The organism is Bradyrhizobium australafricanum, assembly GCF_020329495.1.
GTDB lineage: Bacteria > Pseudomonadota > Alphaproteobacteria > Rhizobiales > Xanthobacteraceae > Bradyrhizobium > Bradyrhizobium australafricanum.
In genome coordinates this window covers 22,652-47,915 of sequence record NZ_JAGKJL010000063.1, presented here as the reverse complement: position 1 = coordinate 47,915, position 25,264 = coordinate 22,652, and the positions used below count along the sequence as shown (strand labels likewise).

26 protein-coding genes, 1 tRNA gene and 2 pseudogenes are annotated in these 25,264 nt (G+C 61.5%); 12 read left to right on the top strand and 17 right to left on the bottom strand.

Features of this window, described 5'->3' with window-relative positions:
• A pseudogene (locus J6525_RS37195) lies at window positions 1-2,246 on the bottom strand (hypothetical protein); the annotation flags it as partial.
• A gap of 103 nt (window positions 2,247-2,349) precedes the next feature.
• A complete protein-coding gene (locus J6525_RS37190; protein ID WP_225648357.1) occupies window positions 2,350-2,553 on the bottom strand; it encodes a hypothetical protein in 204 nt (67 codons plus the stop codon).
• 268 nt (window positions 2,554-2,821) lie between these two features.
• On the opposite strand from J6525_RS37190, the gene J6525_RS37185 reads away from it, so the two are divergent.
• Window positions 2,822-3,274, top strand: a complete 453-nt coding sequence (locus J6525_RS37185) for a hypothetical protein (protein ID WP_092080292.1) — start codon at window positions 2,822-2,824, stop codon at window positions 3,272-3,274.
• 162 nt (window positions 3,275-3,436) lie between these two features.
• On the opposite strand, the pseudogene J6525_RS37180 reads toward J6525_RS37185, so the two are convergent.
• Window positions 3,437-3,684, bottom strand: a pseudogene (locus J6525_RS37180) (transposase); the annotation flags it as partial.
• Between the two features lie 131 nt (window positions 3,685-3,815).
• On the opposite strand from J6525_RS37180, the gene J6525_RS37175 reads away from it, so the two are divergent.
• The 3 genes from J6525_RS37175 to J6525_RS37165 all read left to right on the top strand — a co-directional run bounded on the left by J6525_RS37175 (window position 3,816) and on the right by J6525_RS37165 (window position 7,463).
• The gene (locus tag J6525_RS37175; protein WP_092080289.1) at window positions 3,816-4,955 is read left to right on the top strand and encodes a TRAP transporter substrate-binding protein; all 1,140 of its coding nucleotides are present in this window, start codon (window positions 3,816-3,818) and stop codon (window positions 4,953-4,955) included.
• A gap of 94 nt (window positions 4,956-5,049) precedes the next feature.
• Entirely contained in the window at window positions 5,050-5,718 is a 669-nt protein-coding gene (locus J6525_RS37170; protein ID WP_092080286.1) for a TRAP transporter small permease subunit, read from the top strand.
• On the top strand, window positions 5,715-7,463 hold the full coding sequence (locus J6525_RS37165) for a TRAP transporter large permease (protein WP_092080283.1): 1,749 nt from the start codon (window positions 5,715-5,717) through the stop codon (window positions 7,461-7,463). The genes J6525_RS37170 and J6525_RS37165 overlap by 4 nt, the downstream gene beginning before the upstream one ends.
• Window positions 7,464-7,715: 252 nt before the next feature.
• Here J6525_RS37165 and J6525_RS47625 read toward each other — a convergent pair whose 3' ends face one another.
• From J6525_RS47625 to J6525_RS37155, 3 genes are all read right to left on the bottom strand, one after another.
• Window positions 7,716-8,009 (bottom strand): SDR family NAD(P)-dependent oxidoreductase, encoded by a 294-nt coding sequence (locus J6525_RS47625; protein ID WP_176936773.1) that lies wholly within the window; start codon window positions 8,007-8,009, stop codon window positions 7,716-7,718.
• Window positions 7,891-8,139 (bottom strand): SDR family oxidoreductase, encoded by a 249-nt coding sequence (locus tag J6525_RS47620; RefSeq protein ID WP_092080277.1) that lies wholly within the window; start codon window positions 8,137-8,139, stop codon window positions 7,891-7,893. Before J6525_RS47620 ends, J6525_RS47625 begins: the two co-directional genes overlap by 119 nt.
• Before the next feature lie 140 nt (window positions 8,140-8,279).
• Complete coding sequence (locus J6525_RS37155) at window positions 8,280-8,768, bottom strand: MarR family winged helix-turn-helix transcriptional regulator (RefSeq protein ID WP_057017678.1); 489 nt, start codon at window positions 8,766-8,768, stop codon at window positions 8,280-8,282.
• Between the two features lie 250 nt (window positions 8,769-9,018).
• Between J6525_RS37155 and ectA the strand changes: the two genes are divergently transcribed.
• The 7 genes from ectA (at window position 9,019) to J6525_RS37120 (ending at window position 15,303) form a co-directional block, all read left to right on the top strand.
• Window positions 9,019-9,564: a diaminobutyrate acetyltransferase gene (gene ectA / locus J6525_RS37150; protein ID WP_225648356.1), complete on the top strand. Its 546-nt coding sequence runs from the start codon at window positions 9,019-9,021 to the stop codon at window positions 9,562-9,564.
• A 4-nt stretch (window positions 9,565-9,568) separates the two neighbouring features.
• The gene (gene ectB / locus J6525_RS37145) at window positions 9,569-10,897 is read left to right on the top strand and encodes a diaminobutyrate--2-oxoglutarate transaminase (protein WP_225648355.1); all 1,329 of its coding nucleotides are present in this window, start codon (window positions 9,569-9,571) and stop codon (window positions 10,895-10,897) included.
• A gap of 15 nt (window positions 10,898-10,912) precedes the next feature.
• A complete protein-coding gene (locus J6525_RS37140) occupies window positions 10,913-11,326 on the top strand; it encodes an ectoine synthase (protein WP_225648354.1) in 414 nt (137 codons plus the stop codon).
• Between the two features lie 65 nt (window positions 11,327-11,391).
• Window positions 11,392-12,270 carry an ectoine hydroxylase gene (thpD, locus tag J6525_RS37135; RefSeq protein WP_283809490.1) on the top strand — a complete coding sequence of 293 codons (879 nt, stop codon included), beginning with the start codon at window positions 11,392-11,394 and terminating at the stop codon, window positions 12,268-12,270.
• Window positions 12,267-12,719: a hypothetical protein gene (locus tag J6525_RS37130; protein WP_225648353.1), complete on the top strand. Its 453-nt coding sequence runs from the start codon at window positions 12,267-12,269 to the stop codon at window positions 12,717-12,719. Before thpD ends, J6525_RS37130 begins: the two co-directional genes overlap by 4 nt.
• Before the next feature lie 20 nt (window positions 12,720-12,739).
• Window positions 12,740-13,990 (top strand): MFS transporter, encoded by a 1,251-nt coding sequence (locus tag J6525_RS37125; RefSeq protein ID WP_225648352.1) that lies wholly within the window; start codon window positions 12,740-12,742, stop codon window positions 13,988-13,990.
• Window positions 13,987-15,303 (top strand): MFS transporter, encoded by a 1,317-nt coding sequence (locus J6525_RS37120; protein WP_225648351.1) that lies wholly within the window; start codon window positions 13,987-13,989, stop codon window positions 15,301-15,303. Before J6525_RS37125 ends, J6525_RS37120 begins: the two co-directional genes overlap by 4 nt.
• Before the next feature lie 276 nt (window positions 15,304-15,579).
• Here J6525_RS37120 and J6525_RS37115 read toward each other — a convergent pair whose 3' ends face one another.
• From J6525_RS37115 to J6525_RS47615, 10 genes are all read right to left on the bottom strand, one after another.
• The gene (locus J6525_RS37115) at window positions 15,580-15,720 is read right to left on the bottom strand and encodes a hypothetical protein (protein ID WP_225648350.1); all 141 of its coding nucleotides are present in this window, start codon (window positions 15,718-15,720) and stop codon (window positions 15,580-15,582) included.
• A gap of 12 nt (window positions 15,721-15,732) precedes the next feature.
• Window positions 15,733-16,743 carry a SphA family protein gene (locus J6525_RS37110; protein ID WP_225648349.1) on the bottom strand — a complete coding sequence of 337 codons (1,011 nt, stop codon included), beginning with the start codon at window positions 16,741-16,743 and terminating at the stop codon, window positions 15,733-15,735.
• 13 nt (window positions 16,744-16,756) lie between these two features.
• Window positions 16,757-17,698, bottom strand: a complete 942-nt coding sequence (locus J6525_RS37105) for an HlyD family secretion protein (RefSeq protein ID WP_225648348.1) — start codon at window positions 17,696-17,698, stop codon at window positions 16,757-16,759.
• The gene (locus J6525_RS37100) at window positions 17,695-17,940 is read right to left on the bottom strand and encodes a DUF3302 domain-containing protein (RefSeq protein WP_225648347.1); all 246 of its coding nucleotides are present in this window, start codon (window positions 17,938-17,940) and stop codon (window positions 17,695-17,697) included. Before J6525_RS37100 ends, J6525_RS37105 begins: the two co-directional genes overlap by 4 nt.
• Complete coding sequence (locus J6525_RS37095) at window positions 17,937-18,965, bottom strand: DUF1254 domain-containing protein (protein ID WP_225648346.1); 1,029 nt, start codon at window positions 18,963-18,965, stop codon at window positions 17,937-17,939. The genes J6525_RS37100 and J6525_RS37095 overlap by 4 nt, the downstream gene beginning before the upstream one ends.
• Window positions 18,962-20,101 (bottom strand): DUF1214 domain-containing protein, encoded by a 1,140-nt coding sequence (locus tag J6525_RS37090; RefSeq protein WP_312010030.1) that lies wholly within the window; start codon window positions 20,099-20,101, stop codon window positions 18,962-18,964. The genes J6525_RS37095 and J6525_RS37090 overlap by 4 nt, the downstream gene beginning before the upstream one ends.
• The gene (locus J6525_RS47330; protein ID WP_312010029.1) at window positions 20,083-20,379 is read right to left on the bottom strand and encodes a hypothetical protein; all 297 of its coding nucleotides are present in this window, start codon (window positions 20,377-20,379) and stop codon (window positions 20,083-20,085) included. The genes J6525_RS37090 and J6525_RS47330 overlap by 19 nt, the downstream gene beginning before the upstream one ends.
• A gap of 72 nt (window positions 20,380-20,451) precedes the next feature.
• The gene (locus J6525_RS37085) at window positions 20,452-22,131 is read right to left on the bottom strand and encodes an arylsulfatase (RefSeq protein WP_225648345.1); all 1,680 of its coding nucleotides are present in this window, start codon (window positions 22,129-22,131) and stop codon (window positions 20,452-20,454) included.
• Window positions 22,128-23,102: a formylglycine-generating enzyme family protein gene (locus J6525_RS37080; RefSeq protein ID WP_225648344.1), complete on the bottom strand. Its 975-nt coding sequence runs from the start codon at window positions 23,100-23,102 to the stop codon at window positions 22,128-22,130. Before J6525_RS37080 ends, J6525_RS37085 begins: the two co-directional genes overlap by 4 nt.
• Before the next feature lie 27 nt (window positions 23,103-23,129).
• Window positions 23,130-23,342, bottom strand: coding sequence for a hypothetical protein (locus J6525_RS47615; protein WP_376708611.1), 213 nt, complete (start codon window positions 23,340-23,342; stop codon window positions 23,130-23,132).
• A gap of 675 nt (window positions 23,343-24,017) precedes the next feature.
• Here J6525_RS47615 and J6525_RS37070 point away from each other — a divergent pair.
• The gene (locus J6525_RS37070) at window positions 24,018-24,995 is read left to right on the top strand and encodes a helix-turn-helix domain-containing protein (protein WP_225648343.1); all 978 of its coding nucleotides are present in this window, start codon (window positions 24,018-24,020) and stop codon (window positions 24,993-24,995) included.
• Between the two features lie 104 nt (window positions 24,996-25,099).
• Here J6525_RS37070 and J6525_RS37065 read toward each other — a convergent pair.
• Window positions 25,100-25,175: transfer RNA gene (locus J6525_RS37065), tRNA-Phe, on the bottom strand.
• Window positions 25,176-25,264 lie beyond the last annotated feature (89 nt).

The following is a 25,264-nucleotide window of genomic DNA, read 5'->3' as shown; positions in this document are numbered from 1 at the left end:
CACCTAGGCACGTTGGGCAGATTGGAGCAGTTGACAAGACCGCCACCGCCGCAGGCACGCAGATTGGGATGCGCGACACAGTCGAGGGTGTCGCGCAGATACCAGGCTTGCGGGTTGCTGGAGTCTACGCTCGAACGGAACAGCGAATATTGGTAAGGGCCGGCCAGGACCGGGTGAGACAGGCTGAAGGCGCCAGCCGTCGTCGTCGCGCCATTGATCGCGTCGACGACGAGGATGCCGTTGCCGGTGGTGAGCGCGCCGCCGCCCGTGGTGTTGCTGATCTTCAGGAACGTGTTGCCGCCTGCCGTGCCGCCATTGATGACGAGCCTGTCCGACGCCGAACCGTCCGTGCCAAGATATGTATGAAGCCCGATGGTGCCGCCCTGGCCGACATAGTTCACTGCCGTCAGCGTCTTGTAGCTCGACAGCTGCGTCGGATCGCCGACAGGCGACGTGAACTGGATCACGCTCGAAGCGTTGATCAAATTGGTGACGTTCGAGTTGCCGGTCATGGTCCAAAGCGAATTGTTTTGCAGCGTGACATTGGAGGTGCTGCTGACGGTGGTCAGCGCGGCGCCCTGCAAGGTCGAACTATCAGCGATAAGGTTGATCGTGGCGCCGCCACTGACGTTCAGCCATTGGCCATTGTTGGCGACCGCCGTCGCGCCGGTCAGGTTCACGGTGTTGGTGCCGGCGGGGGCGATGATTGACGAAGCGTCTGCGCTGGTCAGGGTCACGCCGGTCAGCGTCGCGGTGCCGCCGCCCATGCGGAGCGCAGCCGAGTCGGCGCCATTGGCGGTCAAGGTACCGCCGGTCATGGTCAATGTGCTGTCCCCACCCAGCCCGGCGGCGGGAGCGCTCGAACCCGTCGTGGTGATATCGACGCCTGTCGCGGTGATCGAGCCTGCTGAGTTCGCCAGCAAGCCAGTGGCGAAAGCGCCTGACGTGCTGACGGTCGTGCCCCCCGTGAGCGTGACGCGGCCCTCAGTGTTCGCCTGGACGCCGACGGCGCTCCCGCCGCTGGTGCTGATCGCGGTCCCATCGGCGGTCAGGGAGCTGCCGGCTCCGCTCGCATGGGCCCCGATCGCGTGATCGCCGCCGGCGCTGATGCTGCCGCCGTGCAGCACGACCGTGCCGGAGGATCCGGCCAAGGCACCTTGGCCGCCGCTGCTGTTCGGAAGGCTCACCGTCACGCCGGTCGCCGTGAGCGTGCTGCCGCTGCCGCTCGCCTGCAGCCCGGCTTCCGCGTCACTGCCCAACATGGAGACGCTGCCGCCGCTCAACGTGATTGCGCCGCCGTCGAGCGCGCTGGCGCCGATATTGGCGACAGCGCCGGAGACCGTGATCGCCGTGTTGGTTGCCGTGATGCTGCTTCCGGCCGACTGCGCCAACAGGCCGATCTGACCGGCGCCGATGCCTTGAACGCTGACACTACCCTGATCAACGAGCCTGACGGTGGCGCCTGCATCAGCACGCACGCCGATGTCAGTGCCGGCGCCACCGGGCATCGAGACCGTCGAGTCCGTCGCCGAAATCAGGCTGCCGGTACCGGTTGCCCAAAGGCCCGTATTGTTGCTGCCGCCGGCAGCATAGCTGATCGAGGTGTCTCTCAGAGCGATGGTGGCACCGTTCGTCGCCCTCGCCGCCACGTTATTGCCGAGGCCGTTGAGATTTACGGTGAGCCCTGCTGCGTTGATCGCTCCGCTTGTTCCGTTCGCAAGCAGTGCAGTTCCCCCTCCACTGGAGGCAGGGTTGATGGCCGACCCTGAGTTAAAAACGATCTGGCCGTCTTGCGCCGAAGCCGCCGTAGTCCAGTTGCCGTTGATGCTCGATCCAGAGCTGAAGACGATGCTGCCGAACGTATCCGCCAACCCGCCGATGCTGCCGGCATTCAGGGAATTGATCGTGACATTATTGGTGCTGATATGGGCGCCGGTGCTTGAGTGAACGGCCGGCGTCCCCGTCAGCGTCGTATTCTGAGCGATTGAGCAAGTTGCCCCACTCGCGAGGGTGACGGTGGAATCGGGCGCAACGATGCAGGATTGGGCCGCGGCCGTATCGACCATGGCGCCCGATGCGATCAGGGCAAGGGCCGCGAGCTTGAACCAATTATAGTAGGTCGCAGCAAATGGTCTCTGCTGCCCGACGAGCCTGGCTAACGACCGCAGCGCGCCGCCTGTCGACAAGTCCTCCGTGCGATTGTCCACGCAAGAGCCCGGAAGAGCCGAGCCTGTCACATACTTCATTTGCGCCCCTCCAACCTGTTGGTCCTCAACAACAAATTGATAAGGAACAGATTGGCCAACCTCGGCACAAAACGTAGCAGTCGCTGCAATTTAAGATCGCAAATCAACTACTGACAATTAACACGTAGGTCGGCTCAAATGTGACGTTCAGAAGTGCACGTTGCAGTTTGTTGGCAGTTGATGCTTCCGCATCACACAACTTATGCAGCTTGCGCCAAAGGTCTGCCTCTCTGCGTGCGACGAATCTTGTCGTGGTCGTCGCGCAGCCCTGCCGTTCCCGATGATGCAACCTTTCATCAATTTGCATTCACGCGTCTCCTTTCGGAGTCGTGGACGAATGGAGTTCCGTCACGTCTGGACATTGATCGCGGCATCCGCGGGTGACGCCTCACGGAAATCGACACTCCAATCGTTCAACAAGTCACGTCGATTTGATGCCGCGCACGAGATGCACAGGAACCACTTCCGGAGGTTGCATTTGGTTAGGTGCGAGAAAACGGGAACTTGCGGACCTGGCATTCAGTCATGCCAAGCTTCGCAAGGTTCGCAAGCAAACCAAATCCAGGGAGCAAGCCATGATGAGTCTAAGAGTTCTTGGCGCGGCTGTGATTGTGGCGTCGGCAGTTTCGAGCCCCGCATCGGCGCAAGCGGTCTTCTCCAACCCGGCCGCCTGTTCATCTCAATTCGCCAGCGCCAACTGCCTCAACCGAGGAGCCGGGAGCCCGTACGACAGCAGGAGGGGCTATTATCAGCGGCGAGCCGCCTATCGCGAACCCGTGGGGCCGGTGGGGGCCGCTGCCGGCGTGGCCGGCGCTGCCGTCGGAACCGCCGCGGCGATCGCGACCGCTCCCTTCGGCGGCTGGCGCAATTCCTACGCCGCATACGGCACCTACGATCGGCCCGCCGCGTATGGCGACTACTATGCGTGGAACGGCGACTGGAACAGTTACGCGTCGCACAACGGCATCGTCTGCAGGCCCGGCACCTATTTCAAGGGGTCCGACGGACTCCAGCATCTCTGCCAATAGGGCTCTTCTGCTCTCAGGCTAATCTACCCAGGCGGCCCGCAGGGGCCGCCTGCTTCCTGCCCTGTCGCTAGCGGCAGCATCGTCACCGGCGCGGCTGCAGGTCGCGGCACCGACGACGTCACGACACCATGCATGGATGGGGTGGACCACACATGCCGACCAGACCATGGCGTCGACCAGCAACCGCTTCAGCCGTGTTCTCGTCCTCCAGCGTCTTCAGCCGCTTGGCTCCGACACCTCCATCCCGCCGAACTTCGCTCTTCATTTGTAGATGCTGGCGTCGCTGACGCCATGCTTGCGGCAGATCGGCGGGCCGAAACGTCGGCCTCATGCTCTTTCAAAATTCCGATGATCTGCTCTTCCGAAAGGCGGCTACGCTTCCGTGGTCTGGTCGTCTTGCGGCGCGTCATCACTGCAGTCCGCGTCGTAGCGTCGCATCATTCGGAACATTCTTGCCAAACCCCGGCGCAAGACTTTGACTTGTCCCAATAAAAAAGGCCGATCCGCAAAGGATCGCTATTCCAGGGGGGAGGAGGCAGCCATGACCAAATCAAACAGGGGCAGAACTTCGAGCCGCCGCGGCTTTCTCAAGGTCGCTGCTGCGGGGGCCGCCGCGACAGTAGCCGCGCCGAGCGTCGTAAGCGCCCAGGGGCCGATCAGCATGCGCTGGCAAAGCACCTGGCCCTCAAAGGACATTTTCCACGAATACGCCCTCGACTACGCCAAGAAGGTCAACGACATGACCGGCGGCGAGCTCAAGATCGAAGTGCTGCCGGCAGGCGCTGTCGTGCCCGCCTTCGGCCTGCTCGACGCCGTCTCCAAGGGCGTGCTCGACGGCGGCCATGGCGTGCTGGTCTATCACTACGGCAAGCAGACCGCGCTGGCGCTGTGGGGCTCGGGACCGGGCTTTGCGATGGACGCCAACATGCTGCTGGCCTGGCACCGCTATGGCGGCGGCAAGGAGTTGCTCGCAAAACTTTATGAATCGATCGGCGCCAATGTCGTCTCGTTCCCCTACGGTCCGATGCCGACCCAGCCGTTCGGCTGGTTCAAGAAGCCGATCACCAAGCCCGAGGATATCAAGGGTCTGAAATTCCGCACCGTCGGCATCTCGATCGATGTGTATTCGGGGATGGGCGCTGCCGTGAACGCGCTGCCCGGCGGCGAAATCGTGGCTGCCATGGACCGCGGTCTTCTGGACGCGGCGGAGTTCAACAATGCCACCTCCGACCGCGTGCTCGGCTTCCCCGACGTCTCCAAGGTCTGCATGCTGCAGAGCTATCATCAGAACGCCGAGCAGTTCGAGATCACCTTCAACAAGGACAAGTACAACGCGCTGCCGGACAAGATGAAGGCGATCATCGCCAACGCGGTGGACGCAGCCTCGGCAGATATGTCCTGGAAGGCGATCGACCGCTATTCCAAGGACTATGTGGAGCTGCAGACCAAGGACAACGTCAAGTTCTACAAGACCCCCGATACCATCCTGAAGCAGCAGCTCGAGATCTATGACGGCGTGGTGCAGAAGAAGGCGGCCGAGAACCCGCTGTTCAAGGAGATCGTGCAGTCGCAGATCGCGTTCGCCAAGCGTGCGACACAATGGGAGCAGGACACGGTGGTGAACCGCCGCATGGCCTACGACCACTATTTCGGGCCCAACGCCGCGGCCAAGAAACTCTGATGCCGAAATAAACCCGGCACGGGCGCCGTCCGGACCACCCTCCGGACGGTGCCTTGTGTTACGTTGGGATCGTTTTTATGCCGAACCATATCATATGAGCGTCCAGAGTTTACTGTACAAGATCGACGGCATCTCGACCTGGGTCGGCAAGGCGACCGCCTGGCTGATGATCCTCCTGATGAGCGTTGTCTGCATCGAAGTGTTCAAGCGCTATGCCGTCAACATGCCGACGGCATGGATCTTCGACGCCGAGAACATGCTGTACGGGTCGCTATTCATGCTGTGCGGCGCCTATACGCTGGCGCAGAACGCCCATGTCCGCGGCGACTTCCTGTACTCCTCGATGCGGCCGCGCACGCAGGCCACGCTCGATCTCGTTCTCTACTTCGTGTTCTTCATTCCGGGCATCGCCGCGCTCATCTATGCAGGCTATTTCTACGCCGCGGATTCCTGGCACATCAACGAGCATTCCAACGTTACGGCGGACGGCCCGCCGGTCTACCACTTCAAGACCGTCATCCCGATCGCGGGCGCGCTGATCATGCTGCAGGGGATCGGCGAGATCATCCGCTGCATCGTTTGCCTGAAGACCGGCGAATGGCCGAGCAGGCTTGCCGACGTCGCCGAGACCGACGTTATCGGGGAGCAGCTCGCGCACTCTGAATTCGTGGACGAGGAATCGCGCAAGCTCGCCATCGAGGGCGCGGCGCGCATCGATGAAATGGCGCGGCAGCGCGGCATGGGCGGGGACCTGAACACATGAGCGATCCCGCGCTCGGCCTGTTGATGCTGGCGCTCATCGTCGTCGTCATCATGATGGGCTTTGCCACGGCGTTTACGCTGATGGGCCTCGGCATGTTCTTCGGCTTCATCGCGTTCTACGATCCGTCGCAGAACTGGACGCACAACAAGGTTTTCGAGCTGATGGTCCAGCGCACCTACGGCGCGATGACCAACGACGTGCTGATCTCCATCCCGTTGTTCGTGCTGATGGGCTATGTGATGGAGCGCGGCGCCCTCGTCGACAAGATGTTCTATTCGATCCAGCTCGCCTTCCGCCGCCTCCCCGCCTCGCTCGCGGTTGCGACCCTGATCGTGTGCACGTTCTGGGGCATCGCCTCCGGGCTCGTCGGCGCGGTGGTGGTGCTGATGGGCGTGATCGCCTTCAACCCGATGCTGCGCGCCGGTTATGACGTGAAGCTCGCCTCCGGCGTCATCACCGCGGGCGGCACGCTCGGCATCCTGATCCCGCCTTCGGTGATGATCATCGTCTATGCCGCGGTCGCCGGCCAGTCCGTGGTCAAGCTCTATGCAGCGGCGATGCTTCCCGGCTTCTTCCTGGCGTTCCTCTACCTCGTCTATGTCGTGGGCTGGGCGATGATCAACCCGAAGATCGCCCCGCCGCTGCCGGAGGAACAGACCCGCGTCAACGTGCCCGAATGGATCAGGAATTTCGCGGCGCTGTATTCGCCGAACCTGTTCGTCGGCCTGTTCAAGGCACTGCTCTCGCCCGCAAAGGCGAAGACGCTCCGGATCGACGGCAAGCCGATGGGCTATGGCGCGATCGTGCAGAACTTCCTCATTTCGCTGGTGCCGTTCCTGACGACCGCAGCCGCGCTCGGCACGGTCTGGTGGTACGTCGTGATCCACCAGCAGCCCGGCGCCGCGAGCGGAGCCGTCGAAGGCCTGCAGCAGCTCGGCAGCCCGGTCGAGCCGAAGGAGCTGTCGCCCGCTGAAAAGGGACCGGACACCCAGTTCTACATCTGGTTCGCGATATCAGTCGCCGTGCTGGCGGCGTGGACGGCGCGCTCTTACTTGCGCATGGACGGCGAACGCTTCGAAGTGTTGAAGCTCCTGACGTCGTCGGTGATGCCACTCGGCATCCTCACCGTCGTGGTGCTGGGCGTGATCCTGTTCGGCATCACGACCGCGACCGAGTCCGCCGGCGTCGGCGCCGCCGGCGCCTTCATCCTCGCGTTCCACGCCCGCACGCTCGATTGGAAGCGCACCAAGGAAGCGGTGTTCCTGACCGCAAAGACGACCGCGATGGTGTGCTGGCTGTTCGTCGGCTCGGCGCTGTTCTCGGCGGTGTTCGCCATTCTCGGGGGTCAGGCGCTGCTGGAAAGCTGGGTGCTTTCGCTCAACATGACGCCCGTGCAGTTCATGATCTTGTCGCAGGCGATCATCTTCGTGCTGGGCTGGCCGCTCGAATGGACCGAGATTATCATCATCTTCGTGCCGATCTTCCTGCCGATGCTGAAGCACTTCAACATCGATCCGATCCTTTGGGGCACGCTGGTGTTCGTAAACTTGCAGGCCGCGTTCCTGTCGCCGCCGGTCGCGATGTCGGCGTTCTATCTCAAGGGCGTCGCCCCGAAGCACGTTACGCTGAACCAGATCTTCGCCGGCATGATGCCCTACATGCTGATCGTGATCCTGTGCATGGTGATCATGTATCTCTGGCCGGGCATGACGCTGTGGCTGCCGAACTATCTGTACGCGAGTTGAGGCGCCGCGGGGAGCACCGGGCGCTTGTCAAACGGAAATGGTGCGCCATTCAGAACAAACCTGCGAACTCGTATGTCATTGAAATATCCATGTAGTTTCCAAGGCCGCCACGCCTGGCGCTTGACTCGCCGTCAAAAGATGCCTGTAGCCACTACCAGCCGGCAACTCCTACGGCCCGTCAACCGGGAGCACGACGCCCGACCCACGTGGGACGCATCATCGGACACGAGAAAAGCGACGGCAGCCGCGATTTCATCCGCGGCGCCAAGCCGCCGCATTGGCAATCGCTGCTCGATCCGGCCGCGGTTCGACGCGTGAATCGGCGAACATCTCCGCCTCGATATAGCCAGGTGCAACGCAACTGACCCGAATGCCTTTCGCGGCCCACTCGCAGGCAAGATTTCGTGTCAGATGCGCGATCGCTGCCCTAGAAGCGCCGTACCCGTTGGAACCGGAATGCCACCCAGCCCTGCCAACGAGCCGATATTGACGATGGCGCCTCCGCTGCCGCGCGGCAAGAAGCTCGACAAGCGAGGAAGGTGCCACGGAGATTCACGTCCATGACACGTTCCCATTCAGAGAGTTTCTGATCGATGGTACGAACGATCGGTTCTGCGACGCCAGCATTATTGACCCAGGATATCGAGCGGCCCGAGCGGCTCGTCCGACTCCGCAATCATCCGATCCGACGTCGGCTTCTGACGATATGTCGGCCACCAAGGAAACGCCCGCACCCGCAATTGGTTCAGCCGGGGAAGTGACCTGCGCGGGAAGATCCGGCTCTGTCGAGCCGTCCACGCAGTCGAGGCAATCGACCTATCTGGGTTGGGATCGATCGATGGCCCCGCTGTCCAGCAATGGCGCGGCATCGATGTTGTGCGCGTCCATCAGCATGGCCAGCCGCTCTACTGCAGCAAGGATCATGGCCTGCTCCCATTGCGGCAACTGGACGAAGCGATCTGTAAACGTCAGGTGAAGCAAGTCGGGTGCGTTGGCCACGATGTCCCTGCCTGCCGGCGTCGCCGTCAGAAGGAACTGGCGCTTGTCGTTTGCGTTACGCTGGCGCTGCACTAGATCGAGCGCCACAAGCCGATCGACGATCGTCGTGATCGTTGCCTGACCGAACTGAAGCGCCTGCGCAATGACACCCGGCGTGGTTTTCTCGCGCGCGTCGATCTCTCGCAACACGAGCCATTGCGATGTCGTAAGCCCGGTCGCAATGGCCAGCTGGCGACTGCCAATCTCAGTTGCCCGCAGCACTCTTCGCAGGGCGCGCAGCGTCAGTGAGGCGATCTCTGATTTCATGTGGCTTTTCTTATAGCTACGGCCGCGCCGAGGCGAATCGTAACCGGTTCCAAGTCAGTCCTTCAAATTTTATTCGCATAACGAAATACCTACGAAGCTTTTGATGTGAGATCTCAAGCCAATTTTCAAGATTTCGCCACTTATTTTCCTATAAGCTAAAGCGCTATATATTTCGGAGAATGAAGCGATTAATTCGAAATCTGAAGCAATAGCCGGCCGTCGGGTCGACGCTTTCGGTGGATTCTCGCCAGTGGCTTTCGACGCTGCTCCGGATGTCAGCGAAGCGTTCCAGTTGAGAAAGCCGTCGCCCGCTGACGGCCCTGCGGTTACCCGCCTGGTCGCAGCCTGCGCGCCACTGGACTCCAATTCCGCCTATTGCAACCTCCTCCAGTGCACGCACTTCACGGACTCCTGCCTCGTTGCGGAACGTCACGCGCAAATTCTAGGATGGGTTTCAGGTTATCGCCCGCCTTCGGAACCGAACAGCTTCTTCGTCTGGCAGGTCGCGGTCGCGAAGGCGGCGCGCGGCAAAGGCCTTGCTCAGCGCATGATCAACGCGCTGCTGGATCGCCCTTCCGCCGAAAGTGCCAAGTATCTCCTCACCACAGTGACCGACGACAACGCTCCATCCTGGGCATTGTTCAACGGACTGGCCCGCGCGTGGGGCGCTCCGCTGATCCGCAGTGTGATGTTCGAGTGCGACGCGCATTTCGCCGGTAAGCACGCCACAGAGTGGCTGGCCCGCATTGGCCCCCTGCCAAACCGACAGCCCGGAGCCAGAGATCAGGAGAACTGACGACATGACCACAACAACCACACTTGGTCGCCATACACGACCCAAGCCGACCAGCCATATCCCGGACCGATCCATTTACGAACGCCGGGAGTCGGTCGTGCGGAGCTATGCGCGCACCATGCCGCGCCAGTTCAGCCGAGCTGACAATGTCTGGATGTATGATAATCAGGGCGGACGCTATCTGGACTTCCTGTCGGGATGCTCGACGCTTAATTACGGACACAATCATCCCGCGCTGAAGCAAGCGCTGATCGACTACATCTCGACTGACGGCATCACGCACGGGCTCGACCTGCATACCGACGCCAAGGCGGAGTTCCTCGAAACATTCGAGTCGCTGATTCTGAAGTCACGCGGGCTGGACTACCGCGTGATGTTCACCGGACCGACCGGCACTAACGCGGTCGAGGCCGCCATCAAACTGGCCCGCAAGGTGACCGGCCGTGGACTGGTGATCGCTTTCACGAACGGTTTCCACGGCATGACCCTCGGTGCGCTGGCCTGCACCGGCAATGCCGCCAAGCGCACCGGCGCGGGCGTACCACTCTGCCATGTCAGCCACGAGCCTTACGATGGCTATCACGGCCCGGATCTCGACACCGCCGCGCTACTGGAACGGCGGCTGTCCGACCCTTCCAGCGGGCTCGATGCGCCGGCCGCGATTCTAGTCGAGACGGTTCAGGGCGAAGGCGGTCTCAACACCGCATCGCCGGATTGGCTGCGTGCAATCGCCGATATCGCAAAACGCCACGGCGCACTCCTTATCGTCGACGATATTCAAGCCGGATGCGGGCGCACCGGTCCGTTTTTCAGCTTTGAAGGCATGGGTTTTACGCCCGACGTCGTCACCATGGCAAAATCGCTGTCCGGCATGGGGCTTCCCTTCGCGCTGACACTGTTCCGACCCGAGTTGGATCAATGGTTGCCCGGCGAACACAACGGCACGTTCCGGGGCAACAATCACGCCTTCATCACGGCAACCGCGTCTCTGCGGAACTTCTGGAAGGATGATGAGTTCGAGCAGGACGTCCAGCGCAAGGGACGATTGCTCGCACGACGCCTGGATGCCATCGCTTCTGGATTCGGCCTTTCGACACGCGGCCGCGGCATGATGCGTGGCATCGACGTCGGGTCCGGTGAAACTGCCGATGCCATCACCAGCGCCTGTTTTGCCGCCGGACTCATCATCGAAACGAGCGGCGCACACGACGAAATCGTCAAGGTGCTTGCACCTCTCATTATCGACGACGCCGCCCTCTCGGCCGGCCTCGACATCATCGAGGAGTCGGTCCGCGCGGTGCGGACCGGCAGCTACGGCATTGCAGCCGAATAACGAAGGGAAAGAACAATGATCGTTCGTCAACTCCGCGACATTCGAAAGACCGATCGTCTCGTCAAATCGAAGGGCTGGGACAGTGCCCGCCTTCTGCTCAAGAGCGACGGCATGGGCTTCTCTTTCCACATTACGACGATGTACGCGGGCGAAGAACTCAAGATGCACTACCAGAACCATCTCGAGGCGGTTTTCATACTGAAGGGAACCGGGACCATCGAAGACCTCGGGACCGGCGAAACGCACAAGCTCGCACCGGGCATCATGTACGCACTCAACAAGAACGACCAGCATATCGTTCGCCCGGACACTGACCTCCTGACGGCCTGCGTGTTCAACCCGCCGGTCACCGGCCAGGAAGTGCACGACGAGACTGGTGCCTATCCGACTGATGTCGAAGCGCCGCGCGAGGCGGCCGTTAACACCTGAAACAACTGAAAGAGGGAAAGGCATTGACAGACATTTACCCATCCCGTCTCACCTCGGAGGCCCAGATGCTTCCGCGTCTCGATCCCGTTATTCATAGCGACTGGAGCGAGAGCGCACCGCTAACGCGGCAGCAGGCCGAGCAGTTCGATCGCGATGGCTTCCTCGTGCTCAAGGATGTCCTCTCTCCCGAGGAAGTCGACCACCTGCAGACGCAGGCAAAGAAACTGCTATCGAGCCCTAACGGCCTCAATCCGGAAACGATCATCGCCGAGCCGGACAGCCAGGAAATCCGTTCGGTCTTCGAGATCCACTCTCAGAGTAGAGTGATCGGGCGCCTCGCCGCCGACGCACGCTTGGCAGGCATCGCTCAGTTCCTGCTGAACGACAAGGTCTACATCCATCAGTCACGCCTGAACTACAAGCCCGGCTTCGAAGGCAAGGAGTTCTACTGGCACTCCGACTTCGAGACTTGGCACGTGGAAGACGGCATGCCGCGCATGCGAGCACTCTCCATGTCAGTCCTGCTGGCGGAAAATACGCCGGACAATGGCCCCCTGATGCTGATGCCCGGATCGCACCGCGTCTTCCTGACCTGTATTGGCGCGACGCCGGAAGACCACTATCGCACGTCACTGAAGAAGCAGGAGTATGGCGTGCCCGACCGGCAAAGTCTGACCGAGTTGGCGCACCGCCACGGCATCGTGGCGCCGACCGGTAAGGCGGGCACGGTGGTGATCTTCGATTGCAACACGATGCACGGATCGAACGGCAACATCACGCCATTTCCACGCGCTAACGCGTTCTTCGTCTATAACGCCGTGAGCAACCGGCTGCAGGCGCCATTCGGCGTCAAAAAACCGCGGCCGAGCTTCGTTGCCGCGCGCAGCGACCCGAAAGCTCTCGTGCCTCAGCACGGCCCGTTGATGGAGGATGCTCTCGCATGAGCGGTTTTCATAGTGTCGAGAAGATCGGCGGCACATCGATGGCCGCGACTGGCACGCTATTCGACGACGTTCCGATCGCGGAGCGCAAGGGCGAGGACCTTTACAATCGCGCCTTTGTCGTCTCCGCCTATGCCGGGATGACTGACCTGCTGCTGGGGCACAAGAAGACCTACGAGCCTGGTATCTATGCACGCTTTGTTGCCGATGACGGCGCGGACGGATGGCGTCAAGCGATGGCCGACAGCGACATCGCTTGGCCAGGCTTGGTGTTCGATGCGCTGCGAGCCCTCGATAACGCACGAATCGACGTGATTGCGACGCGGCATCAGATTCGCAATGCTGACGTTCAGTTCGTCGTGACCGTTTGCCACTTCGATGCTAGCGCTAGGGTTCTGCATCGTGTCCCGGTGGAGGCCGACGGGGAAGCGGTAGGCCGGCGCGCGGCCTGACGGCGCGCGTCGCAATCGTCATGCTTGCAGCAATCTCCCCGGTTCGTAGCCTGCTGCTCGCCATCTTTATGCTCATGGCGGGAAGCGGGTTTATGGCGACGCTCCTGAGTTTGCGGCTCGAGCGGGCGGGACAGGGCACGATCGTGATCGGCGCGGTGGCGACCGCCTATTTTGCCGGGCTGGTCGTCGGAGCCCTGCGCTCGGGGCGTATCGTCCGGCGCGTGGGACATATCCGCGCCTTTGCGGCGTTCGTTGCGCTTCTCTCCGCGAGCACGCTCGGCTACGCGCAAATCATCCATCCTCTGCTCTGGTCGGGACTGCGGCTGATCGACGGCTTCTGCGTCGCCGGCGTCTTCGTCTGTCTCGAGAGCTGGCTAAACGAACGCGCTGACGCGGCCTCGCGCGGCAGCATTCTAGCGGCCTACATGGTTGCACTATATTGCGGACAGGCGGTGGGACAGTTGCTGCTAGGAGCCAGCGGTGATTTGCCTGCTGTTCCGTTTCAACTAGCGTCAATGCTAATCTCGCTCGCGATCATTCCACTTTGTCTCACACGCAACTCGGCGCCGCCGCCTGCCGAAGCCGCGGCGTTCGGAACCCGAACACTCTTTGCCGCATCACCCCTCGGTGCTGTCGGAGCAATGACGACCGGCTTGATGTTAGGGGCATTTTACGGATTGGCCGCAGTGCAGGTTCGACGCCTAGGGTTCGATTTATCGCAGACAGCCCACTTCATGATGATCGTGATTCTTGGCGGCGTGATCCTGCAATGGCCGCTCGGACGCATTTCCGACCGCTATGATCGTCGCCAGGTCATTGTGCTCAGTTTCGCGGCAACCCTGTGTATCAGCTTGGTCATCTCCTTTCTCTCGTCGGTCGGCCCGTGGCTGCTGATCCTCGGAACAATGTTTGGTGGCCTCAGCTTTGCGCTCTATCCACTCTGCGTGGCCCATTGCAACGACCGTCTGCACGCCGCACAACGTATCGCCGCAAGCGGACGGCTGGTGCTGTTGTATTCCGTCGGCGCCGCGCTCGGGCCGATCGGTGGAGCGATATTCATGACAGGCTGGAGCAGCGGCGGGCTTTTCCTTTTCATCGGCCTTTGCGCCGGCGGCGCGGCCGCGTTCGGCATGTGGCGGCAGACGGCAACCCCACCTGTTCCTGCACCCGAGCAGCAGGACTTTCAGATTCTTCCACGCACGACGCCGATTGCATCGCTGCTTGACCCCAATACGCCCGACGCAGCGGTGATCGGAGAACAGCAATCGTGAATGCCCCCGTTTCCGCACCTGATCGAACTGCTGATCGCGCCACGTTGCGCCGTGCGATTGCCGCCTCTGCCGTCGGCAATGCGACGGAATGGTTCGACTACGGCATTTATGCGTATGGCGTGACGTACATTTCCGCGGCACTGTTTCCCGGCGACGTCGGGGAAGCGGTGCTTTTTGCGTTGGCCACGTTCGCGATCTCCTTCCTCATACGGCCGCTAGGCGGGATATTCTGGGGATCGCTGGGAGACCGGGTGGGCCGAAAATCCGTGTTGGCGCTAACGATACTGCTGATGTCGGGCGCGACGCTGTGCGTCGGGCTTATTCCCCCCTACAACAGCGTCGGCTTCTGGGCGCCACTGTCGCTCGTTCTTCTCCGCATCGTACAGGGCTTTTCGACCGGTGGCGAATACGGCGGCGCCGCGACGTTCATGGCCGAGTACGCTCCCGATGACCGACGCGGCTTTTATGGGAGTTTCCTGGAGTTCGGAACGCTGGCCGGCTTCTCGCTGGGCGCATTTCTGATGTTATCCTTCTCGCTCTTTCTGGGTGATCAGGCGATGCACGACTGGGGATGGCGCGTTCCGTTTCTGGTCGCCGCGCCAATGGGCCTCGTCGGCGCGTATCTGCGCGCGAGAATGGAAGATACGCCGGTCTTCCGTGCCCACGAAGCCGCAAGCCAGGCACGATCCTCACCAGGCCTGATCGCCCTTCTGGCACGTCACCGGCGTCCTATGCTCGTCGTCGGCGGCCTGGTGGTTGCGCTCAATGTCGTCAATTATACGCTGCTCAGCTACATGCCAACCTATCTTCAGAGCCGCATCGGCCTGTCGCCGGATGAGGCGCTTGCGGTGCCGCTCCTCGGCATGCTGTTCATGATGCTGTTCCTGCCATTTGCTGGCCGGCTCTCGGACCGAATCGGGCGCCGTCCGATGTGGAGCTTCTCCCTGATCGGGTTGTTTCTGCTGGTGGCCCCTCTCTACATGCTCATGGGCACGGGCCTCGTCGGCGCCTGTGTCGGCTTCATTCTGCTCGGGCTGCTCTACGTACCGCAACTCGCGACCATTTCGGCGACTTTCCCGGCCATGTTTCCCACCCATGTGCGCTTCGCCGGCTTCGCCGGCGCTTACAACATTTCGACATCCATTTTTGGCGGCACGGCGCCGGCAATCAACAGCGGCCTTATCTCTGTTACCGGGAACGAGCTGATGCCGGCCTATTACATGATGGCTACATGCGTTGTTGGGCTGATCGCGCTGCGCTTCATGCCGGAGACAGCTGGACGGACTCTTTATGAAGATCCTTTCGCGCGATAGGCTCTAGCTAGCACGCCAAACTTCCGAGGCCGAGGAACGGCTGGAGCGCCTTTATGCGGCCATTGAGACCGGCGCTATCGACGGTGCCGATGGATCCGGATCCCTCAAGAACCGGATCGCCGCGTTGATGGCAAGCCGGGGTAGGGCCGTTGTGGCTCTCCATTATGCGAAGAAGTCGAGTGCAACCCCCATCTAGATTGACCCGATCGCTATCGATCGGTTCACCCGCCTGATGCGTCAGCAACTCGTGTCGGGCGACGTCGCTGCTCGGAAGGCCTATCTCGCAAGCGTGGTCGACGCGATCATCGCGTCGGAGGACAATATCCGGCTCGTCGGCTCAAATGACAACATCCGGTCCAGCGCGGTCGCCAGATTGATTACGCGCGTGATCTCGTCAATCGCGATCTGCTGCAACACGATGCCGGGCGGTCATTTGCGCAAGGTCGGCTTCGTCGCGGGTTCAGGGGGCGCTGCGGATACCGCGAACGTGACCCACGTGCTCCAGGTCGAGGCCCGGTTCTCGACCTCGAGGTCCTTATACCCCCTCAGATTGAGATATCCCTGGTAGCCCTCGGACAGCGGGATGATGAACCCAATCTGCGGGCCGATACCGATCGCGCGTCCTCTGAAACCGCCCAGCTTCGCGCCGGGGCCGCTGTCATCCGTGATCTGCTGGTACAAATATCCAGCCAACCCGATCTGCACGTTCTTGCTTACGAACTGCGAAGCGGCCCAGTCGACATGGAAATCGATTCCGTTCTGGTACTGCAGAAATGGGTTGGGCAGGCTGTACGTGAAGCCGCCGACCACGGAGAACTCGTGCCCGGTCTTCGGGTCGAAATAGGTGTAGCCGGCGCCAACGTCCCATGCGACGAAGCCCAGGTTGAGATTGGCGAGCCGGTTTGGATCGTAGGTGCCGCTCGGGATGTTGCCGGTGATGTAGACCATCTCGTTGTTGACACCCTGATTCCACTTCAAGGTACCTTGATAGTACACGTCCGAGAGCGTGGTTCGATTGTCGGTCGCGGTGCCCGAGATGGCATTGCCTCGCGGGCCGGTCAGTGTGGCGTCGATGCCGAGACCGACATTGCCGGGGGCCGTGAGCACTGTAAACGCCGCCTGGCCGCCGAGCACGGGAGTCGGAGAGGTGTAGGTGATGCCCAGAGCGAGCGCATCGCCATGCGCGTTGAGACCGGTCACCACCGAGCCGCGTGCGCCGCTACTGGTGACGAAGTTCTGCGTTGCGCCGGCGTTGGCCTGTAGATGCAGATAGATGGTCGCGTAGGCCCAACCTGGAACGGTCGGCGCCGCGGCAAGGCTGCCGAATATTCCCGGCAGCCAGAAGCCAACACCGCCGGCATCGGCCAGGGCTTGCGAGGGCTGGGCGGCAACGGCAAATCCGAGCGATGCGAGCGCCAAACACGATGATGTTCTTCTCATGTGCTCCCCTGCCTCAAAACGGAACGACGTAGTTCAGGATCGCGATCTGGCGCAGCAGCACGCGCCGGATCAGGTGCGCAACCTTGACATGATCGGTGAAGATCGCGGCCGTGCCGGTCGCACCTGCCGGCAGGCGCCTGGCGAACTCCGCATCATCGAGCCTGACGCGCACGACGAAGGGGACGGTAGCGATCTCCTTGGGGGCCACAGCCTGGCCTGAGACCTGGGTCTGGCCGGTTGCCACCGCCTGCAGGATGCTCTCGACCTTGCCGGTGAGCACCTGCCCAGGCGCGAACTTGAATGCGATCTCGACCTCTTGTCCCGGCGCGACATAGCGAGCGTCGATCTGGTCGATTTCGACGGCGATGATGGTTTCCGCGGTGTCGATAAAGGCCATTACCGGCGAGAGCGGCAGGTTGGCAACTCGCGCGCCCTTGCGCAACGCGAGGTTGGTGACGTAGCCATCGGCAGGCGCTCGGACCGCCGTGTGGTCGAGATTCCATTGCGCTGTCTGCAATTGCGCCTTCAGCTGATCGACCTCGGACTGCCGCTGCTCGACGTCAAAGCCGCGTCCGGCATCGCGCTCATACAGCGTCGTCATCTGCGACAGGCGCGTGCTCGCGAGCTTGAGCTGCGCCTCGATCGCCTTGACCTGGGCGTCATACGGCGTGGGATCGATCCTGAACAGCACGTCTCCCGCTTTCAGAGGCGTATTCGCCATGACGGGAACGTCGGTCACTTCGCCCGCGACCGAGGGCACGATCGACACAGCGTTACGACCGACGAGCGCCGAGCCCTGCGGCGCGCCCCACCCCATCGGGATGAACAGGCCGATATTGAGCAGGAGCAGCACGATCAGCGGTGAGGCCTTCCAGAACGCATTGAGGCGGATGATGCCGAGCCAGACCAGCGTGAAGAGCAGCGCGAGATACAGCGCCATCAACGCGATCATCATGGCCGTGGCTCCGCAACTCGTCGGGCGGGCACGTCGACATAGGCCCAGATCAGCGCCACAGGCCACAGCGCAAAGCCGAAGATCAACGTGATCCATCCGGCGACCTGCACTGCGTCAGCCCAGGGATGGCCCCTCGATCTCGCAACGTGGCCTGGCAGCGAGCCCATCAACCAGAACACCAGGACCGCGACGGCGAGCACGATGATCAGCACGATCCAGGCGAAGATGTCGAGGCCGCTCATCGGTTCACCTGTTCGGCTTCCGGAAACTTCCACTTGCCATCGAGAATCTCCGCGCGCGGTCGATAGAGCCGGACCATGTAGTTCCACCCCTTCATGATTGGCATACAGTTGGAAACCTTGCCGTCACAGCCGCCGAACCTGACCGTTATCGAGCCATCCTTGTCCTTTTTGGCCGTAATGTTGTTGAGCGTGTAGGCATCAAATAGATTTTTCTCGTAGTAGCCCTCCGCATTGTAGAGGCTGATCGACCAGAATCCATCGACGGGCACATCCTTGACTGTTAGCTTGTAGTTGACGACTCCGTCGTTCTTTGCCGGAACGACATTGAGATAGATCGCATCACGCGGTGCGTTGGCGCCCCAGGCCGAAGCAGCGCCGATCAGATACTGAACCGGATCGACCTCGTCCTTTGTGCCGAAGGCGCGCCGCGTATCCATGACCGTGCTCGCCAAAACCAGCAAGGCATCCCGCACTTTCTTCTGGCTGACCTTGTCCCAGTTCGGAGTCTCGAACTTGCCGGGACCGCCCGGCTGTGAAACCTGAATGGCATCCTGCAGCGCATGGACGCGCTTGAGATCGTCGGGATCGTTTGGGTCAACCAGGGTGCGGATACCGGCCAGCGCGTAGCGCGTGCCGATTTTTGTCTTGTCGAGCGTATGCGGTCCTGCGCCGTATTCTGTCGTCGTGTACTGGTCCTCGCTGATGATCTGCAGCGACATGAATCGCTGTCCAGAATCCGGCAGTGTGATCGTCGCCTGCCCGGCATCGAGATCGAATACGTGCGTCGAGTACAGTGTGTCCCGATTGCCGCGGATGACAGTCTGATGTTCGATCGGGAGGAGTTCTCGGATATGATGCCAGCCGTTGAACCCGCCTTCCCTCACGGAATTGCCGAAGTAGAGGTCTGTCTCGGCGCGCACGAAGTTCTCGACCGTCACCTGCACGGGTGTTTGCGCGAGTGTCGGTGCCGCAAAGCACGCCAACAGGAGCGTGGCGGTCGAGGCCAGCTTCCTGATGCGGGTCATCGCAATCCTACTTTCTCGATTTCAGGCACTCGCCACGTCTTGTCGAAGAGAGGTTTCTCCGGCCCGTAAAAGCGGAGCATGATTTCCCATCCGCGTCCGGATTGCGTCGGCACCCAATTGGACTCCTTGCCCGCCGGCGGCTTGGGTCCGAAGAAGAGATCGACCGAGCCGTCGGCATTGGTCTGCAGACCGGGCGAGGTCGAGGCTCGACTCGGCCATTTCTGGTCCCGGATCAAGGCGTGAGTGATGCGGTCGTAAACGGTAGCCGACCAGTAGAGTTGAACGGGCGCGTTCGCCGGCACCGTCAGCCGATAGGTATCCGCACCATCGAGCGGCTGACCCGCTTTGTCGCGGAGGGCCACCAGATAGAACTGGCCCGACCCCAACTTCTTAACACTCGAGAATGCGAAGGAGAAAAATGTGCCGCGGTCGTCCACGGGGTAGACGTCGGGTGTCGTGAACGAATTGGCCAGACCCTCCACAACCGCGGGGGCCACCGGAAGAGCCCACTGGCTTCCCTGATAGTAGGGCGTGAAGAGCGCCTCGTATTTTAGATCCAGCACGGAGCGGGCTTCGATCGCCGCCTCTTCAAGGACCTTCCGCGTTTTGGTATTCGGGTTGAACGGCTTGCCCTGCTCGATGCCGACCGATTTGAGTTGGTCGATCATCGCCTTGTCCCGTTCGAGCCATGGCTCCATTTGGACGAACCGGTTGAGCGACTCGAAGAACCGAATGTCGTAGGGGATCGTGCTGTCATACTCGACACCGAGCGCATCGATGAAAGTCGTCGGCGGCGGGCTGGCAGCGCCGGAGAGCGGATAGAGTTTGATCCGCTTGCCGTAGTCGACCGCCTTGGCGATATCGGCGTCGCTGCCTCTGCCGATGTTCGAGCGAAAAAGTCCGGTGACCGCATTGGTCGGCGATCGGAGCACGATGTAGCCTTCCGGCACGTTCTTGCTGTAGCCGGGCGGCAGAATGAGGTATCTGCCGCCCTTGCCCTTGTCTGCCCCGGCCGGCCCGACATCCTCCAGCGCCACCTGCCACGCATCCGTGATCGTGCCTGTGATTTGTCCTTCGTCGGCGGCCGGAATTTCGACCACCGCCGGTCCCACATCCTTCATGTTGATGAAGGGCATGAAGTAGATCGTGTTCGGATTAGGAGCGTCTGGTTCTTCCAATCGAGAAGGTTCGACCAATAGACGATTTGGTAGACGATTTGGTTCTCCTTGCCGCCGATCTTGAGCGCCGCCTGCAACATCAGGTCGTAGTTGACCGCCGGCATGCCCCAGATAACCGCTTCGACGGCGCGGCTCTGAATGAATCGATCGTTCAGTTCGGCGGCGGAGGAGGTTTGTCCGGCTCCAGGCGTGGCGAACCATACCAGGGCGAGAGTTATGAGCACTATCCTCTTCACGACAGTCTCCCTCGATGCTTGTTACTTCGAGCCGCTGAGGCCAGCGACGCGCTCGCCGGCTGACACTGCACATCAGTGTGGCGGTTCAAGGCTCCGCTGCATCTTCTCAACGAGTTGGTCGATGCTGAAGCTCGGCGGCCTCTGGCTCGGGGGATAGTCCTTGAACGTCGCCAGAAATGGCGCGACCACGGCTTGAGAGGCCAGAAACGGCGCCGGGTTCGACATGAACCAGTCGTAGTAAGAGTTCGACGTGATGTCGGCACGTTCATAAGGATCCGACCGCAGGTCGAACATTTTCGGTGTGCGCAGCTTGGTGAACGGCTCGGCCCAGATCCGCAGGGTGCCGGTGGCGCGCTGCTCTTCAAAAACGATCTTCCAGTTTTCGTACCGCATGGCGACGAGATCGCCGTCATCATCAAAGTAGATGAACTCCTTGCGCGCACTGAGCGGCTGTTGCCCCGTGAGATAAGGAAGCTGGTTGTAACCGTCGAGGTGGACCTTGAACCTCTTGCTGCCAGCCTCATGACCTTGAAGCAGTTTGTTCTTGATATCCGGCTCGCCGGCCGCTGCCATCAACGTCGGCAGCCAATCGAGGCCGCTGATGATGTCGTTTGACATCGAACCGGCCTGGATGCGGCCCGGCCAGCGGATCATGCACGGCACGCGGAACGCGCCTTCCCAGTTCGTATTCTTTTCACTGCGAAACGGCGTCGTGCCGGCATCCGGCCATGAATTTTGATGCGGACCGTTGTCCGTGGTGTAGATCATGATGGTGTCGTTGCCGATCCCGAGATCGTCCACTGCCTTGAGGATCGTTCCGATCGTCGCATCATGCTCGATCATGCCGTCGGCGTATTCCGTCCTGGACGCCAATCCGGGTTGGTCACGATGTGACTCCCGTACATGCGTGCGAAAATGCATGCGCGTCGAATTGAACCAGCAGAAGAATGGCGTATTCGCGCGCGCCTGACGTTGGATGAAGTCAATCGCAGCAGCCGACGTCTCGTCGTCGATCGTCTCCATGCGCTTTTTGGTGAGCGGGCCGGTGTCCTCAATGGTCTGCCTCCCGACTCGGCCCCACCGCGGCTGCTCAGTCGGATCGTCTCGATCAGAGGCTTTGCAGCGCAGGACGCCGCGCGGCCCAAGCGTTGCAAGGAATCGGGGGTCGCGCGGATACGTGCGTGACTCCGGGTCTTCCTCGGCGTTCAGATGATAGAGATTGCCGAAGAACTCATCGAAGCCATGGACCGTTGGCAGATATTCGTTGCGGTCGCCAAGGTGATTTTTGCCAAATTGACCGGTCGCATAGCCGAGCGGCTTGAGCAGTTCGGCAATGGTCGCATCTCTCGCTTGAAGACCGACAGTTACGCCCGGCATTCCCACCTTCGATAGACCTGTGCGTAAGGTGCACTGGCCGGTGATGAAGGACGACCGCCCCGCAGTGCAACTCTGCTCAGCGTAGTAGTCGGTGAACATCATGCCCTCCCGCGCGATCCGGTCGATATTCGGCGTGCGGTAGCCCATCAGCCCAAACGAATAGGCGCTGATGTTGGTCTGCCCGATGTCGTCGCCGAAGATCACGAGAATGTTTGGCCTGCGGCCGGACGGAGCTGGGGTAGCGGCCGGAGCGCCCGGCGCCGGTGCCGTCTTCTGCGCCTGCGCGAACGCGTCGGTTGCCGTGGCTGCAACGAGCGCCGTCCCACTTAGGAGAACGCTGCGGCGGTCAGGAAATAGTTGATCCTTCTTACTCATCGTTCACTCCCATTTCTAATCACGCACCTGAATCCGACGTGGCTCGTCGACGTATCGACCGGCTCGGCATGCCGAGCGGCCGGGCGATAGCGGCGACAATAGTTCGGCGCACAGAGGTGCGACCCGCCTTTCAATACCTTGCGCGGGATCCTGATTGCGGGCTGGCAGGGGTCGTAGCTCGCGCTCTCCGGGCCACCGCGTGGGTTGCTTGGCACGCAGCAGGCTTTCGGTGCGTCGCCGTCGTGCTTGCTCGACCACCAATCGGAAGTCCATTCCCAGACGTTGCCGATCATGTCGCACACGCCGTAGCCGTTCGGCGGAAACGCGGTCACCGGCGAGGTGCGTTCGTAGCCGTCCTCGCTCAGGTTCTCGACCGGGAAGTTGCCCTGCCAGGTGTTGGCCATGTGTTTGCCGCCGGGCGCGAGTGCATCGCCCCAGGCATATTCCTCGCCGTCGAGTCCGCCGCGCGCGGCGAATTCCCACTCGGCTTCCGTCGGCAGATCCTTGCCGACCCATTTTGCGTATGCCATCGCGTCGACAAAGGAGACGTGCGCGACCGGATGGTTGTCGAGCACATTGATGTTGCTCTTCGGCCCGTAAGGGTGCCGCCAGTCGGCGCCTTTCATGAAAGTCCACCACTGACTCCAGTCACGCAGGTCGGTGACGCGGCGCGGCGGCGAGAAAACCAGAGAGCCGGCATAGATCATGTGTGGCAGTGCGCCGGGATAATCCTTCGGGTCCGGCGGAATTTGTGCTGTGGTGACGTAGCCTGTCACTTTGACGAATTGCTTGAACTGCCGGTTGGTCACCGGCGTGCGGTCGATCCAGAATCCATCCACGGCCACGCGGTGCGCAGGTGCCTCCTCCGGATAGTGATCGTTCGATCCCATCCGGAAGGTGCCACCCTCAATCCAGACCGTCTCGCCGGTCTGGCGCTCATCCGTCCGCGACGCGATGTCCGCCCGCTGCATAAGTCTGCTCCTGCCTGCGCGATAGCCTTACGGGCAGTAGTCCCAGAATCCTTGGGTGCGGGACGCGTCGGTGTAGTACCAGCACATGCCCGGCGCTGGCGCTGCGCCCGCCCAGGCCGCCGCCGTCGCAGCGGTGACAAAGCCGATAGCAGCCCCCGCGGCGATCGCGCCGCCTCGGGGCCAGCGATACCAGCCCGGTCGCGCCCATCGTCCCGGCGCCACAACGGTCGTCCTACGCACGGCTACATTGCCGCGTGGACCGACGACGGCCGTGCCACCGCGATAGGCAGCCCCACGTGGCCCCACAACCGCGCCGCCGCGGTGAACTACCGCGCCACCGCGCGGCCCGACGACAGCGCGCCCTCCGCGTGCGACCGCGCGGACTTGGACAATGTTGCTGTCCTGAATTTGGCTTTGCTGGGCGAGAAACCCTGCGGCCCCGAGGTTCATCGCGCCGGCGTTATCTGTGGTCAGCGCCAACGCGCCAATTGCGACAATTGCAAATCGAAAGAAACCTCTGAAATCCTTCGTTAATCCCGACATTGTACTGCCCCTTCTCACGCGAGAGCTGCCATTCCGATTGCAACCAATCAATGGCGATAGGCTCGATGCCGCTGGTCCGGTCTCGTCGCCTTGGCAGCGCTCTATCTCTCGTTGAACTGGGAGGATAGGAGATTTCGCGCCAAACGTGATGTCCAGTTTGTGCCAAAAACGAAGGTGCAAATAAGGTGCCTAGCGTCGTGGCCAGAGCCGGAGGGCATCTCGCAATGTGTCGAGGAATTTGGCGATAAGCTTCGACCGTTGCTGTGTTTTGCCGCAGGCCGCGCGGTCCAGTTATAACTGTCACAATTGCACCGCAGTTAGCGCTACGATTTCGGGAAAGTCTATGCAATTGCCCTTAGAGGTTGCACTGACATGAGCCATGGGCAGTTCGTGGCGCTTCGGGAGCATCGCGTTGAAGGCTTCGAGCAGCTGAACGAGGTGGTCACCGGCACAAACCGGCACATCGTCCAGATCGAGCGTGGTCTTCTCCGTGGCGTCCTGGTTCACGCATCGATTGCCGGCATGCCCCTGGACTTCGTTTCCTTCAATCTCGGGATTCGAACTTCTGGCGGATCGGCGGATGGCCGCGTGATCGTCGGTATGCTGATGGATTCGAGCGACCGCGTCATACGCGCCTCATACGAATCTACCCCCGGCGATATGCTCATCACGCCTCCGCGCTCCGAGCACGAGGGCAACTATCACGGCGCCGCTTCGCTGCTGACCATCTCCTTTTCGGAGGCCGACCTGGCGGGGATTTTCGGCACGGAAGGACGCTGGGGTCACATTGCTGGCTGGCGACGCAATCTCTTCAAAGGAGATTCGGCCCTCGCCGCACGCATCGGGTCAAACGCGCAGTCGCTGCTTGTCGCGCTCGGTAAGCAGAAAGCGCCAATGAGCGCTGAGACCTTAGACTTTTGGAAGCGGACCATCATCGAGGACATGACCGTCGGCATCCGGAACGGAGAGCCGGCGCTGGCCGAAGGCCCGCTGACATCGGCGGCGAGAGTCGTTCGGCGGGCGGAAGAGTTTCTCGAGGGCAGGAAAGGCAAGCCGGTGCATGTCTCTCACCTGTGCGCAGAACTCAAGCTTCCGCGGCGCACGCTGCATCGCGCATTTCACGAAGTGCTTGGAATGGGGCCGATCGAGTTCCTGCGCTATCAGCGGCTCTGCGACATTCGCACCGCGCTGAACGATCCGAACGTCCACGATACGATTGCGGACTTGGCGATCCAAAACGGCTTCTCACACCTTGGTCGGTTCGCTTCGTCCTACCGGCAGCACTTCGGTGAGTCTCCTTCGCAGACCAGGATCAGCGTGGAGCGAAACATGAACGACGTTGCTATCTAAATGTGCTTGAGAACTTCGCCGCAACCGCGGGAGCGCCCTTCGCGCCGATCATCTAGCGAACGCGATCGTACAAGATCGCGTTCCAGCGTGGAAAAGCGCAGATTTGGTGCCCAGGGGCGGGATCGAACCACCGACACTGCGATTTTCAGTCGCATGCTCTACCAACTGAGCTACCTGGGCATACCCGCGGGGCCGAAAAGGCCGGAGCGAGCGGGCGGTTTATAGAGAGGTCGGGGCGTCGTGTCCACCCGCCTTCGCCAAAGGCTTCG